Below are 14,905 nucleotides of genomic sequence, written 5' to 3'. Positions count from 1 at the left end.
TCCGGAGTATTCCTTCCATCTTTCCCGGCAACCCCTCTCCCAGAAGGAGGAGCCTGCCAAATTGCAGAAAGTGCGAGGAAAAGTAGCTCGTCGCGTAAAATCGAGAGGTCTCGAACTCACACTCCCGGAGCTTTGCCCTGTACTCTTCCGTTTCCATGCTTTCAATGCACGTGATTCTGTTTGCCTCTCAGCATGGGGTGAGGCGTTACTGGCGCAGCCACTACGGCGATCACACCTTCCAGCACATGTACCGCTGGAACGCGTTCGATACGTACATGCTCATCCCCTATTTTCTGGTGATGGTGATTCTGGCGTTCTACGGCATCCACCGTTACCAGTTGGTGTGGCTGTACTTCCGCAACCGGAAGAACGCGGCCTCCTGGAAGACGCCCGCCGCGCGGTTTGAAGAGAGCGAGCTCCCCTTTGTCACGATCCAGCTACCCATCTACAACGAGCAGTACGTCGTCGACCGTCTCCTGGACGCCTGCTGCCGGATCGACTATCCACGCGACCGTTTCGAGATCCAGCTGCTGGATGACTCCACCGACGAGACGACCGAGGTCGCGGCACAGATCGTTAAGCGTTACGCCGATGGCTTTGGCGGCCTGCCTCCCCAGCCGGTCCACTACATTCACCGGACGAACCGCTACGGCTATAAGGCGGGAGCGCTCGATGCTGGCCTGAAGTCGGCAAAGGGCGAGTTGATCGCCATCTTCGACGCGGACTTTGTCCCTCCTGAAGAGTGGCTGATGCAGGTCATTCACCAGTTCAAGGAAGTTCCTGGCCATGAGCACATCGGCATGGTGCAGACGCGGTGGACGCATCTGAACCGCGATTACAGCTTTCTGACGCAAGTCGAAGCGATCCTTCTAGACGGGCATTTCGTTCTGGAGCACGGCGGACGCTCGCGCGCGGGTGTCTTCTTCAACTTCAACGGCACAGCGGGCATGTGGCGGCGCGAGACCATCGACGAAGCCGGTGGATGGCAGCACGACACACTAACTGAAGATACCGATCTCAGCTACCGAGCGCAGTTGAAGGGCTGGAAGTTTCTTTACCTCCAGGACGTCGAGTGCCCTGCGGAGCTGCCCATCGAGATGACGGCCTTCAAGACACAGCAGGCGCGCTGGGCGAAGGGTCTGATCCAGACCGGCAAGAAGATTCTGCCGCGCGTGCTGAAGAGCGATGCTCCCTGGCACACCAAGCTGGAAGCCTGGTATCACCTGACGGCCAACATCAGTTATCCGCTGATGATCGTGCTGAGCACGCTGCTGATGCCCGCGATGGTGATTCGCAGCTGGCAGGGCTGGATCCAGATGCTGCTGATCGATTTCCCTTTGTTCATGGCGAGCACCTTCTCCGTGTCGTCCTTCTATCTTGTGTCGCAGAAAGAGCTCCACCCGAAGACCTGGTACAAGACGTTTCTGTATCTTCCCTTCCTGATGGCGCTGGGTGTCGGACTCACGATTACGAATACGAAGGCCGTGCTGGAAGCGCTCTTCGGTGTGAAGACCGCCTTTGCGCGCACGCCGAAGTATCGTGTTGAGAAAAAGGGTGAAAAGGCGCAGGCGAATAAGTATCGCAAGCGTCTCGGCATTGTGCCGTGGATCGAACTGCTCATCGGTTGCTACTTCGCGTGGACAGTCTGGTACGCGATCGGCAGCGAGAACTACTTCACAATTCCCTTCCTTCTTCTCTTCGTTCTCGGATACTGGACGACGGGTGCGTTGAGCCTGTTGCAGGGTCGGTTTGATCGTTTGAACGTGGGCCAGGAGATGCACGAGAAGCCTTATCCCATGGGGATCTAATGGCTTTTTATTCTTACCTTAGCAGGGGGTTCGGTTGGCGTGATCGCTGGTCAAAGCTGGCGCAGCATTACAAGACAACTCTGTCGTTTCCCAAAGGAGCAAAGCACTTTCAGGATGCGTCCACGCTTGGGATGCTGCGAAGTATTTTGACTATTGGCTCCGACGATCAAGGTCTTTACCTACACTTAGCCATACCTTGGGGTCTGTTCCGTCCAAAGCTTTTCATTCCTTGGACACAGATTGTCGTAGAGGATCCGACTCCTAGCATTTATTTTGGGACGGAATTATCCGAACGCACGCTTCTGCTTGGACCGGAGCGGATCGTACTCGTCTTAGAACTACAGCTTGCAAGAAGAATTATTCGAAATTGAATAGGGCGATTGCTCCCTGAGCTATTTGCCTATGTCTCGGTTTGGATTGGCGATACGATGTTCCCACAATGATTCTTCGAGCCGTCTTCGCCCTCGTTTTGTCTACGACCTCAGCTGTCGCTCTCGACACCGTTCCTAAGAACGAGTATCGCGAGCGGCGTGTGAAACTGTCTGCCAGCCTGAACGGCGGCGCGGCGGTTCTGTTTGCCGCCACCGAACCTCTGCTGGATTTCATGCCCTACCGGCAAGACTCCGATTTTTATTACCTGACAGGTTGGACGGAGCCCGGTGCGGCCCTGGTGATCGTGGGCGAAGGCCCGGAGACGGTACTTCCGCGCATCGGAACGAAGGTCCCTGCGCACTTTTATCGCGAGATCCTTTTCCTCCCCGAGCGCAACTTCGTGATGGAAAAATACACGGGCGCGAAGCTGGACGCCTCTGCTACTGATGCAGCCACAAAGGCTGGCGTGGATGCGGTGATGCCGATGCGCGATCTACCCGGCGTGCTGGCTCAGTTCGCAGAGGCAGATCGCAGGCGTCTGCGGACGCTGTGGTGGCAGACGGACTTCGAAGCAGGCAATGCGGTGATGCGCTTTCTGGCGGCCTCCGTCGGCAACGATACGGCTCCGGAGGCGCATGATGTACGCGCGTTGACGATACCTCTCCGCAGCATCAAGAGCCCCGCAGAGATTGCGCTGCTGAAGAAGGCGAGTGACGCCTCCATCAAGGCACAGCTTGCGGGCATGAAGGCGATCAAGCCCGGTGTCACGGAACGAACGGTGGCGGGTGTGGAGATTGCGGAGTCCATGAAACAAGGCTGCGAGCGCGAGAGCTACGCTCCCATCGTGGGCACCGGGCCAAACTCTGTAACGCTGCATTACTCCGACAACTCCGCGACGATCAAGGCAGGCGAAGTGGTGGTGATCGACGCGGCCTGCGAATACTCGATGTACGCCTCGGATATCACGCGCACTATGCCTGCGACGGGCCACTTCACCGCCCGGCAGAAGGAGATCTACGAGATCGTGCTGGGAGCGCAGCAGGCTGCGGCTGCGGCATTTGTTGCGGGCAAAATGCGCCTGGGCAATGTGAACGAGCGTATCGCGGACGTCCGCGATACGCTGGATAAAGTCGCCTTCGACTACATCAACACGCACGGCAAAGATCTGCATGGAGAGCCGCTCGGCAAGTACTTCCTCCACGGGCTTGGACATTCCGTGGGGATCGATGTGCACGATCCGTATGATCCGGCGAAGCCGCTCGATCGAGGCAACGTCTTTACGATCGAACCGGGAATCTACATTTCTGAAGAGCAGATCGGAGTTCGCATTGAAGATGTGGTCTATGTGAACGAAGAGGGGAAACTGGTCGACCTGATCGGTTCGCTCGCCCACACGGCGAAAGAAGTAGAAGCCGCCATGCGGTAAAGCTGCATGACGGCTCTAAACTTTATCATCCCGCAGCGTAGGCGAAGGGATCTGCTTTTCTTCTCCGTTCAAAATCTGGTTTGTGCGCTCCGCGCGACCCCACCCTTTCGCGATAAAGCCGCGAAAGAATGGGGCACAAAAGCAGATTCCTTCGCTTCGCTACGGAATGACAAACGATAAGTCGTTATGCGTGCGCGGAAGAGGTATGCGCAGCGCTGCGACGGCTTCCCCATACACCGAAGAAGAAAATGTAGACGTAGCAGGCCAGCGGAATAAAGAGCGCGTGCTGGATGCCGATACTGTCTGCGAGTTTGCCCTGTGCAACGGGGATAATGGCTCCGCCGACGATCGCCATGACGATCAGCGAAGCAGCCTCGCTCGTCCGCTGACCGAGGCCTTCGATCCCGATCGAAAAGATCGAGGGGAACATGATTGAGTTGAAGAGACCCACGCAGAGGATGGTGATCGCGGCAAAGTAGCCGTGGCTCAGGATCGAAGTGAGAACAAGCGTTCCGGCGATAGCGGCGAAGAGCGCCAGCAGAACGCCAGCATTGATTCGGCGCAAAAGCCAGGAACCGATAAAGCGGCCCACCATGGCTCCGCCCCAGTAGTAGGAGACATACGAGGCTGCAGTGAGTTCCGTCATATGCGCAATGTTGGGGAGTTGCAGATAGCGGACGAGGAAGCTGCCGATGGAGACCTCTCCACCCACGTAAAGGAAGATGCCAAGGACGGCGAGAACGACCTGCGGCGTACGCCAGACGGACTTCGCCGTGGCGTCCTGGATGCGGATGTCCGAGGTGTTGCTGCTGAACGAAGGCAGGCGCAGACGGATAAAGGTAGCCAGGGCCAGGAGGATGCCGGCGAGGAGGATATAGGGCAGCTTGACGCTGGCGGCCTGCTGCTGCTGGTTCGCATGAAGAGCGGAACCCGTAAGCGTCGTCGTAGTAGCTACGACCGCGACCGTGGAGAAGATGAAGAGACCACCGATGTGCGGGGCAATCGTCGTTCCCAGCGAGTTGAACGCCTGCGCAAGATTAAGACGGCTGGAGGCGGTGCGGCTGGAGCCAAGCGCCGCCACATAGGGATTAGCCGAAACCTGAAGCGCCGTGATGCCGCAGGCGAGCACCACCTGGGCTGAGAGGAAGATTGCGTAGGAGGCGAGCATGGCTGCGGGAAGAAAGAGCAGGCATCCGCAGGCTGAGACACAGAGACCAGCGACCATCGTATTGCGATAGCCGATGCGATCCACGACCTTGCCCCACGGCAGAGCGAAGACAAAGTAGGCAGAAAAGAAGGCGAACTGGACAAACATCGCCTGGAAGTTCGAGAGAGCAAAGACATTCTGCAGATGCGGAATGAGAATGTCGTTGAGAACCGTGACGAAGCCCCAGATGAAGAACAGGGTGGTCACGATGGTCATCGCTGCGCCGGAACGCTCGACCTTGATCTCCGGAAGTGAGCCCTCAGTGGGCATTTCAATCTGCATGAATTCCTCGGCTTATTTTTGCTCGATCAAGGGTATCAGCCGGAGGATAGAACTGGCTTTTCCGGGAGCTGGAAACAAAGTTGCCAGCCCGCAGGCTGGCAACTTTGTTCACGAGATGGATTGGATTCGTTGTGCGATCGCTTACCAACGCACACCGACGGTCACAGGGAAGTAGCCTGTACGGAAACCGTTGGGAAGATAGAACTGATTCTTGTCTCCGTTATTGTCTACCCAGACATAACGCGCCTCCGCGAAGAGGCGGTTGGAGGAGAAGTTTGACAGCTTGTAAGTAAGACCTACACCGCCATTGACGCCGAACGCTCCGTTGGTGTATTGATCAACGGTCTGATTGCTGTTGAAGGCTTGGCAGAAGCCGAAGCTGTCGCAAAATTCCGATACCGCTGGCAATGTAAAGTTTGTTGTTTTGCGATAATAGCCCACGCCACCGACCAGGTAAGCGCCGCTACGACCGGCGCCTTGCAAGCTGTAGGTTGGGTTGATCGACAAGGACCAGAGATGGGTATTGGCATCCAGACCTGCGACACCCGCAGCGTCCGAATAGCCGCCGTTAACGTAAGCGTTCTGCATCGCTTGAATGATGCTGGCGGGAACATTCATGTGGTCATAGTCGTACTGCAGAAGAACGCCGAAGTTCTTGTTGAAATTGAGACCTCCACCCACGGAAAATTTGTAGCTGAGGGTCTGGTAGTGTGCGGTGGAACCTGAGGGAGCCACAAACCCGCCGCCCACTTCAAAGGCTATCTTGGTCGAGCCGTCGGCGTTGTGCAGGTTATCGGCATAACGGGGGCGACCATAGGTACGACGGCGAGGTGGAGGTTGGTCCGCTTCGGAGGTCGAAGCCAGAGAGTCGCGCTCCTCGGCGACTGCGGCGGGCTCGCTGCTGCTCACGCCGTACGTCATATCGGCATAGGTGAGGTTGCTCAAGGGAGAGCCGACGCTGGTGTTGAAGTTAATCGACGCAGGGGCCTCTGCGGGATCCGCGGCGGCGTGCGCTGAAGGTACGATCGCGGCAGCAGAGATTGCAATGACCGCTGCAAAGACACGATTCCGGACAAAAAACTGGCCTGCGTTGTGACTCATCTTATTAAAACTCCTTATGAGCGTCCTCAAGGGACTTCGTTCTCTGTAACCCAACTACGAGAGATTTGTTGTGCCACTGCCATTGTCTGCCAAATCATTGATCTGCGTAGATTAAGACGACTGAAAGCAGAATTCGGATCACGGAACGCGGGACCGTGGCGCAGATGGACATATCCCAAACGGTCAAAGCCACCGATGAGGGTGGCTTTGATCGTTCCTGAGTGCGGATCGTTCTAGTGGATGTCGAACTGCTCCGGGCTGAGGCTGGGATCGCTCTTGACCAGGATGGTTTTCTTGGTGAGCTCTTCCATATCGAGGAGCCAGCGTGAGCCGGAAGCCTTCAGCGTTTTGACGACCTCGGGATGCACCCGCAGCATCATGTCGCCCTTATCCATATGGCGATACATCTTCCGCATCTCGATAAAGATCTCGTTCGCCACGGTGATGGGTGACTTAACCATGCCTGTACCGGTGCAGACCGTGCATTGCGTCGAAAGCGTGCGCTCCAGAGACTGGCGAACCCGTTTGCGCGTAATGATCACGAGACCGAAGTCATTGAACTGCAACACCTTGGAGGGTGCGCGATCCGTCTTGAGTTCATCGTCGAGCGCCTGCATGACCTTGTTGCGGTTCTTGCGGTCGTCCATGTCGATGAAATCGATGACGATGATGCCACCGAGATCGCGCAGTCGAATCTGGCGGACGATCTCCGGGATGGCATCGAGGTTGGTCTTCACGATGGTGTCTTCGAGCCGCGTCGTCTTGCCGACGTACTTGCCGGTGTTGACGTCGATGGCCACGAGGGCTTCCGTCTGGTTGATGACGATGGAGCCGCCGGACTTGAGCCAGACCTTACTCTTGAGCGCCTTGTCGATCTCCGCCGTTACGCCGAACTGTTCAAAGAGCGGCGTTTCCTTGGTGTAGAGCTTGACGCGGCGGATCAGCGAAGGCTGGAAGCGCTGCAGGAAGCGCAGGACGCGTTCATACTCGGCTTCCGTGTCGACCCAGATGGCGGAGAAGTTGTCGCCGACCTGGTCGCGCAGGATGCGCTCCACGAGGTTGAGATCGTGGTAGATGAGCGCCGGAGACTTGGAAGACTCTGAGCGGGATTTGATGTCCGACCAGAGGTTGATGAGGAAGCGAAGATCGCTGCGAAGCTCTTCTTCGCTGGCTCCGTCTGCGGCGGTGCGGACGATGAAGCCGCCCGTTGCGTCGCCCTTCTCGGAGAGAAGAATCGTCTTGAGGCGGCGGCGCTCTTCGTCCGAAGAGATCTTCCGCGAGACGCCGGTGTGATTCACCGTCGGCATGAAGACAAGGAAGCGTCCGGGAAGGGCGATGTGCGAGGTAATACGCGCACCCTTCTTGGCGATCGGCTCCTTGGCGATCTGAACGAGGATCTCCTGACCGGGCTTGAGCAGGTCAGAGATCGCGGGAAGGTCCGATGCCTGGACACGAGGACGTCCACCACGGCCGCCTCCACCACTGCCACCGGTACGGCGTGCTCCGCTGCGATCTCCACCACGATCGTTGCGGTCACGGCGACCTGAGTCACGGCGGCCACGATCTCCACGGTCCGACCGCTCACGGCGTGGGCTGCCTTCGCCATTGGCGGCTGCAGGAGCGGTTGCGTCGGAGTCCTCGGAAGATTCGCCGTCTTCTTCGGAGAAGGGCTCGTCTGTATCTTCCAGATCGTCGGCCTCTTCATTGGCAGCACGGGTACGGCCTTCGATCGAGACTTCCCGAAGCAGGGTACCGAGTTCCGGTCCACCTTCGAGCGTCTCTTCTTCCATCTCTTCGTTATCTTCTTCGGCGTGAGCATGGAGGGATTCGATCTGAAGATCGTCTTCCTCGAACTCCTCTTCTTCTTCGACCATGCCCTGGCCGAAGGAGTGGGTATGGACAGCGGGTACGGGAGTCGTTACAGCCCCAGCCAAAGGAACCGACTGCACAGCTGCTTCGTGGGCGATGGGGGTTGCGGGAGACGAAAACGCATCGATCGCAGCTTCGTGAGCGGGGTCGTTGCGCGAGAGAAGCTCACCCGTGGGCTGCATGGTGGTGAACTCGTGTGCGGGCGGCTCGGGCTTGTTCAGGGCTTCCAGAGCGGCGAGCTTGGCGGCTTCCCGTGCAGCCTTTTCGGCGGCGCGGCGCTCGCGCCAGCGGCGGAAGCTGGAGCGGGGAGCGTCGATGCGGTTGGCCGCATCGCCTTCGCGGGGTTCAAACTCCACCGGTTCGGCTGGCTTCTGTTCTGGAACCGGGCTGACCGCAACCGTATCGACGGGCTCGTGGACCGGAGCGGCTTTCTGCTCTTCGATGACCGGAGCCTGAAAGGTCGTGACCGGTGTCGGAACAAAGGGAATGTGCTCCGGCAAAGTCTCAACCGGCTGTACGCGCTGCTCATAGTTCTGCGAAGTCGCCGGGCGGAGGCTGGCTTCCTCGCGGACCTCCGAGAGAAGCACTGGAATGAACTCGGTAGCGGAGACTGCTGGCTGGTCCGGACGAGGATTGCGTGGGCGATCCTCGCGGCGTCCGTTTCCACGGTTGTCGTTCCGATTACCACCGCGTCCATCGCGGCGGCCCTCGTTACGACCACCACGACCATCGCGGCGACTTTCGGTTCGGCCTTCAGGACGAGCTTCCGACTTCGGCTGCGAGGTCTCACTGCGGCGAGGCTCTGAGGAACGTGGTGATTCCTGACGGGATTCGCCGCCTGCGGAGGGTGTCCGTGGGCGAATCGTTTCGCCGGGAAGTACAAGACCACCGTCCCATCCTTTGACTTCAAAGGAAGAACCCGAGGAAAGAACGTCGGTAGGCGGAGCGACTACGGGCGCGGGGTTAGGATCGCCACCGACGCGGTACTTTGAAATGGACTCGCCGGGAAGAATGATCGGTTCGCCTGCTGGTGCATCTTCTTCCTGTCCGTAAACAGGTGCGGCAAAACTGCTGCGCTCTTCGCGCGGCTCACGTTCGCGTCCGCCACGCTGATCGCGTCCACCACGGCCATTGCGGCCATCCCGTCCACGACCACGATCACGCCCGCCACGGCCTTCGGGACGCTCCGTGCGGGGACGCTCTATGGTGTACTCCGGTGCGGCCTGCACCTCGGGAGGAGCTTCGGTGTAGGTCTCTTCCGAACTCTCCTCTGCGTTCAGATCCAGATTTGCTTCTTCAGCCTGACCATAAAGAAGGGGCTCTGCGTCCGTTTCGGCAACCACTCCGGGAGTAGTCTCCGGTGCGCCTTCGCGCGATCCACGGCCGCGACGACGTCCACGGCGACCGCGCCAGCGGCGGCTGCCTTCGGCGGCTTCCGCGTCGGTTCCATCGGCTACGGGCGGAGTGGCGGGGACCTCTTCTGCTACAAAGTCCTGCGGTTCATCCGTGCTCTGCGCGGGGGCGTTGAAATCCGGACGATCATTGGGGCGACGACGGCGTCCACCACGGCGACCCTCTCCGCGGCCTTCATTTCGACCCTCGTTACGACCTTCGGAACGTGTTTCAGGATTACCTTCAACGGTTGTTTCGGGACGGGCTTCGAGAGCGCGTGCCGGACGGCGTTCGCCCTTGCTTCCGCTACCATTCGCACTATCGGTGTCGAAGTCGGCGGAGTCTCCAGCTTCTTCCATGAAATCAGTGACATAAAGGAAGGCATCGCGCTCGAGGCCGATGTCTACGAAAGAGGACTGCATTCCGGGAAGAACGCGTGTAACTTTACCGTTATAGATGGAGCCAGCGAGGGTGTACTCGTTCTCGCGCTCGTAGTAGATCTCAGAAAGGGCATCGTTTTCGACGATGGCGAGCCGCGTCTCATGCGGTGTTGAGGAGATAAAAATTTCTTTTGACATGCCTTCTACTCATTTCCGCCGGCGGCAGAGATGTGCAGGGTGCGCGACGTTCGCGCGTGCCTAGACTGGGAGATGGGGAAGGGCGAGAGCGGAATGCAGGCGTGCGTTACGGTTTACACACGAAGCTACCTGTGCTGGCTCCGAGGGGAGCAACATGAGAGGTGTGCTGCGCTGTGTACCGAAACCGCTCTGCAAAGCTTCTACCAACGCTGCGGGTGTTGTGGCCGAAACAACCTCATTTCCTGAGGCGGGGCCGTTTGCCGTCCGAGAGCGTTCTTTCCCAAAATCTACCAGCCGAGGAGGGCCCTGCCCTTTGCCGTCGACTGTAAAACTTCAAATCTGTTGCCCCGCTGCCGCGAGCTTCTTACAAGCTGGGGTGCGGCGGGCTGGTGACACCCGGAGTTCCAGGGTGCTGTTGTTATTGTGCATCATACGCCCGGTCTATGGCGAATGGCCTCCACATATTATTGTGGGCAAAGGAACTTAGGGTTCCAGGGCGAAAGTAACGTAAGACGACACCGTGTATTCGACCCGCCGGGAGCTGATGGCTAGGGCGGAGACTGGGGTGTTCTGGAGACGATCAAAAACACCATTGATCGGACCGCCGTTCCCAAAACTGCTACCCGCGAGAGCCCCCATGGCGTATCCGTTCTGGTTTTCCGTAATGGAGATGAGGTGGCCGAGGTGGATATTGGAGCTTTTCATTGTGGCTTCGGCAATCGTTCGAGCGTTTGCGAGCGCCTGGGCCGAAGCCTTTGCCTGCAGACTTGCGGAATCAGCGACTTTCCACTCGATCCAGCCGCTCTCGTTTGCGCCAGCCTCGATTGCGGTGTGGAGAGCGTCCGCCGCACCGTCGGGCTTCACCTGCACCGTCCAAGCTTGAACGACGGCGAACTGCATATTTTGTCTCTCTTCGTTCGAAAGCGGCCTCTGTTGAAGTTCCCAGGTAGGGGTGTGTGCGATCAGTTGGCTGCTGCTTTCAATCGCACTCTTCGTGAGACCCAAGCGGAGAAGTGCTTCCATGATTGCCGTGGAGACTTGCGATGCCGTGGAATACGCGCTTTGCGCGTCCTTGCCAAAAACTTTATAGCCAACGTGCACCACTGCATTGTCGGCATCCGCCACGGCGGTCCCGGTCGCCTGAATCGAAAGGATATGACGTTCAGGACATGTTCCCGGGCATTGGCCGAGAACCGCCGGAGCCGAAAAACAGAAGGAAAAGAGAAGGCCAAGAGTGTGCTTCGTTCTCAACATGGCATCGCCTCAAGAAGAGAGCTTCCCTTCGATAGACTCCACCGCGCGACGATTTGTGCCCGGCTTTTCGTGAATTAATTCACGAAGCGGCTCATCCGAACGTTCATCACGATCCCAAGTGCAAGAAACGTAAAGATGACGCTGGACCCGCCGTAGCTTAACAGAGGCAGCGGAATTCCTGTAACGGGAGCGAGACCCACCACCATGCCCACATTGATCGCGAGCTGGAAGACCATGATGGCGACGATCCCCATCACGATGAAGGTGCCGGGAAGATCTTTCGCTGTCTGAGCGTTCTGCACCAGGCGCATGAAGATCAGGAAGTAGAGGATCAGGACCAGAGCGGCGCCGACGAAGCCGTGTTCTTCACAGAGCGCGGCGAAGATGAAGTCGGTATACGGAATCGGGAGGAAGTCGCCCTGGGTCTGTGTGCCTTTGGTCGCACCCTTGCCCCAGATGCCTCCGGAGCCCACGGCGATGAGGGACTGCTGCACCTGGTATCCCTTGCCGCGAGGGTCGTCTTCGGGATGGGAGAAGCTGGTGAGGCGGGCCTTCTGGTACGGTTTGAGGACCTTGCCACTGTTCCAGACGCCAACGAAGAGAACCAGGAAGCTGACAATCAGGATCGATGCCTGCTTCAGGCGGATCCCGCCAAGTAGTAGCCCCATCACAAGTACGGGGGCGTACGTCATTGAAGTTCCAAGATCGGGCTGGCTGAGAACGAGGAGCAACGGAACACCGACCATGGCGAAGGCCTTGGCAATGTCGCCCCAGGTGAGCTCTCGGCCCGAGAGGTTCCAGAAGAAGCGCGCCACGGCGAGGACAAGGAAGAGTTTGACCCACTCCGATGGTTGGAAGTGGATGTTGCCGGGAAAACGGATCCAACGGCGAGCACCGAGGACCTTCTGACCCACGAGTTTGACCGCGACCAGCGAGGTCAGGCCGATGCCATAGAGCCAGGGGGAGATCTCGATGAGGCGATGGTAGTCCACCAGAGAGATGAGGAACATCAGCACGAGACCGATGGCGAGGAACTCGATCTGCTTGGTGTGAAAACCGTGGAACTTCGTATGCAGCGTGGCGGAATAGATCTCGCCGACACTGATGACCGACATCAGCAGAACAAAGCCGAGGAGCGTCCAGTCGAAATCACGGAAGGTAGAGGAACGCGCCATGGACCTAGTTTCCTGCTCCCGAGATGCTGCGCGGCTTTTCCGGAACGGCTGCCGAAGGCGCCTGTTCCGGCTTCTGCTCCGGCTTGGCGGGAGTTTCTTCCGTGGGCTTCGGCTTCACTTCGGCGACGCGAAGGTTGTTGTCCTTCTTGCGCTGCTTATCGATAAAGGCTGTGATGACCTGTGCGGCGAGTTTGGCGGAATATTTTCCCCATTCGCCGTTTTCAATGAGCGCGGCCACCACGATGTCGGGATTCCGGCGCGGCACCATGCCGACGAACCAGGCGTTGGGTTGCGTCTTCTTGCCACCACCGGAACGTGCAAGGGCATCATGACTCATGACCTGTGCTGTTCCAGTCTTCCCCGCAAAATCTACCCCGTCGAGATGAGCCAGGGAAGCGGTTCCGGTATTCATAGTCTCAGCCATGGCGTCGGAGATGATCTGCCAGTTCTCGGCACGCATCGACACTTTTTTCTCGCCGCTGCCGGGGAAGGCTTCCACGTAGGCCTGCCTCATTGATTCAGGAATCTGATCCATTGAGAGCACATGTGGCCGAACGAGGGCTCCACCACTGGCCACACCGGAGAGCGCACGGGCCATCTGAATTGGCGTCGCAGCCACCGCACCCTGTCCGATGCCGACGGAGATGGTCTCACCGGCATACCACTTGTCGTGGAAGTTCTTCATCTTCCACTTGGTGCTGGGCATGGTGCCGCTCGCCTCTTCGGGGAGGTCGATCCCGGTGCGCTGCGAAAGGCCCAGTTCGGTAGCATACTTCGCGATCGTGTCGATGCCGAGTTTTTGCGCGAGGGTGTAGTAGAAGATGTCGCAGGACAAAGGAATGGCGTTATAGATGTTCACACCGCCGTGGCGTGCGTCGCACTTGAAGAAGTGTCCGTAGAAGTCCGCGCCTCCGGTGCAGTTCACCTTCAGGTCCTGCGCCGTACCCTCTTCAAGACCGGCTACGGACATGATGATCTTGAAGGTAGAACCGGGAGCGAGCTGCGCCTGAATCGCTTTGTTCAGCAACGGATGTTCCGGGTCGGTGAGGAGCTGGTTCCAGTAGTTGCGCGTCAGGCGGACGGCGAACTGGTTGGGATCGAAGTTGGGGCGAGAGACCATGGCGAGGATCTCGCCGGTGTGCGGGTCCATCGCGACGATCGCGCCGTTCTTGCCTTCAAGCGCCTTCTCCGCCGCCATCTGCAGATCGAGGTCGATCGTGAGGCGAATGTCCTGACCGGGCTTGGCGAGTTCTTCCCCAAGACGTCCAAGTTCGCGGCCATGCGAGTTGACGATGACATCGCGGGAGCCGTCGACACCGCGCAGAAGGGCGTCGTAGCTCTGTTCCACACCGGATTTTCCGACGACGTCGCCGGGCGAGTACAGAGCGTAGCGCTCCTGGTTGAGCATCTGTTCGCTGACCTCACCGACGTAACCGATGAGATGGGAGGCGAAGCCGTCGCGCGGGTAAAGACGACGCTGCTCTTCGATGGTCTCCAGTTCGGGAAGCTCGTTGCGATGGGCCTCAATGAAAGCCTGCTCGTCCGGTGTGATGTCCTGTTTGAGCGGGATGGGCTGATACTTGGGGGCGAGTTTGTATTTGCGCAGCGTGTATTGGAGCTGTTCGATGGGGATATTGAGGCCCACGGAGATCATGGGCAGATCGGTCTCGGGGTTCTGCATCTGCTCGCGCAGAAGATAGGCCGCGACAGAAGAGTAGTTGTCGACGAGCAGACGGCCTTCGCGGTCGAAGATCTTTCCACGCGGGGCAAGAATGGGAACCTTGCGGACACGATTGGCTTCCGCGAGCACGCGGTAATTACTGGCTCCCAAGACCTGGAGACGCCACAGCCCTGTCATCAGAATCAGGACGATGAGGGCGATGACATACTGCACCGCGTGAAGCTTGACGGTGGAGACTTTGTCTTCGCCACGCGCAGCGCGGCTATCGAGATCGGAGAGGGGCATCCTGAGAGAAGTGTACGGCGTGGAGCGCAAGAAAAACGAGGCGCCCGATTGTGGGCGCCTCGCTTGATAACAAAACGATGTTGGTTAAGCGGCCTTGGTCGCCAGCGTCTTCAGACGGGCATTGAGGCGGCTCTTATAACGGGAAGCGGTATTGGCGTGAAGAACGCCCTTCTGCACGCTCTTGTCGAGCACAGAGACTGTGGAGCGGTACTGCTCAGCCGCAGACTTTGCATCGCCAGCAACGAGGGATTCGCGCATCTGGCGGAGGATGCCGCGCAGCTTGGTGCGGTTGGCGCGGTTCACTGCGGTCTTCGCCACGGTCTGGCGGGCGCGCTTCAAGGAAGAAACATGATTTGCCATTAGAAACTCTCTCTGTTCAACCGCATATGCGGGGAAATTTGGGGTTTGCAGCCGGCTGTGATGAAGACGCCAGACCTCAATCGGAGGAGAATCGCTCTCAAAATCGCGATCGCCG

The 14,905-nt window shown here is 58.5% G+C and carries 9 protein-coding genes; 2 read left to right on the top strand and 7 right to left on the bottom strand.

Features of this window, described 5'->3' with window-relative positions:
- Positions 1-164 precede the first annotated feature (164 nt).
- Together ACIPR4_RS04450 and ACIPR4_RS04440 are read left to right on the top strand one after the other, a co-directional pair.
- Positions 165-1,808, top strand: coding sequence for a cellulose synthase family protein (locus tag ACIPR4_RS04450; protein ID WP_013567457.1), 1,644 nt, complete (start codon positions 165-167; stop codon positions 1,806-1,808).
- Between the two features lie 439 nt (positions 1,809-2,247).
- Complete coding sequence (locus ACIPR4_RS04440; RefSeq protein WP_013567455.1) at positions 2,248-3,606, top strand: aminopeptidase P N-terminal domain-containing protein; 1,359 nt, start codon at positions 2,248-2,250, stop codon at positions 3,604-3,606.
- Between the two features lie 184 nt (positions 3,607-3,790).
- Here the strand turns inward: ACIPR4_RS04440 and ACIPR4_RS04435 are convergent, their stop codons facing one another.
- The 7 genes from ACIPR4_RS04435 to rpsT form a co-directional block, all read right to left on the bottom strand.
- On the bottom strand, positions 3,791-5,095 hold the full coding sequence (locus ACIPR4_RS04435; RefSeq protein ID WP_013567454.1) for a sugar MFS transporter: 1,305 nt from the start codon (positions 5,093-5,095) through the stop codon (positions 3,791-3,793).
- A gap of 141 nt (positions 5,096-5,236) precedes the next feature.
- Positions 5,237-6,196: an outer membrane beta-barrel protein gene (locus tag ACIPR4_RS04430; RefSeq protein WP_013567453.1), complete on the bottom strand. Its 960-nt coding sequence runs from the start codon at positions 6,194-6,196 to the stop codon at positions 5,237-5,239.
- A 233-nt stretch (positions 6,197-6,429) separates the two neighbouring features.
- A complete protein-coding gene (locus ACIPR4_RS04425; protein ID WP_013567452.1) occupies positions 6,430-10,035 on the bottom strand; it encodes an Rne/Rng family ribonuclease in 3,606 nt (1,201 codons plus the stop codon).
- A gap of 483 nt (positions 10,036-10,518) precedes the next feature.
- Entirely contained in the window at positions 10,519-11,289 is a 771-nt protein-coding gene (locus tag ACIPR4_RS04420; RefSeq protein WP_013567451.1) for an SIMPL domain-containing protein, read from the bottom strand.
- Positions 11,290-11,363: 74 nt separating this feature from the next.
- Positions 11,364-12,464 carry a rod shape-determining protein RodA gene (rodA, locus tag ACIPR4_RS04415; RefSeq protein WP_013567450.1) on the bottom strand — a complete coding sequence of 367 codons (1,101 nt, stop codon included), beginning with the start codon at positions 12,462-12,464 and terminating at the stop codon, positions 11,364-11,366.
- A 4-nt stretch (positions 12,465-12,468) separates the two neighbouring features.
- Entirely contained in the window at positions 12,469-14,430 is a 1,962-nt protein-coding gene (mrdA, locus tag ACIPR4_RS04410) for a penicillin-binding protein 2 (RefSeq protein WP_013567449.1), read from the bottom strand.
- An 84-nt stretch (positions 14,431-14,514) separates the two neighbouring features.
- Positions 14,515-14,790, bottom strand: coding sequence for a 30S ribosomal protein S20 (rpsT, locus tag ACIPR4_RS04405; RefSeq protein WP_013567448.1), 276 nt, complete (start codon positions 14,788-14,790; stop codon positions 14,515-14,517).
- Between the last annotated feature and the right edge of the window lie 115 nt (positions 14,791-14,905).

It is taken from the genome of Terriglobus saanensis SP1PR4 (assembly GCF_000179915.2).
GTDB classification, from domain to species: domain Bacteria; phylum Acidobacteriota; class Terriglobia; order Terriglobales; family Acidobacteriaceae; genus Terriglobus; species Terriglobus saanensis.
The sequence above is the reverse complement of the archived record's forward strand: the minus strand, read 5'-3'. Positions and strand labels throughout refer to the sequence as shown.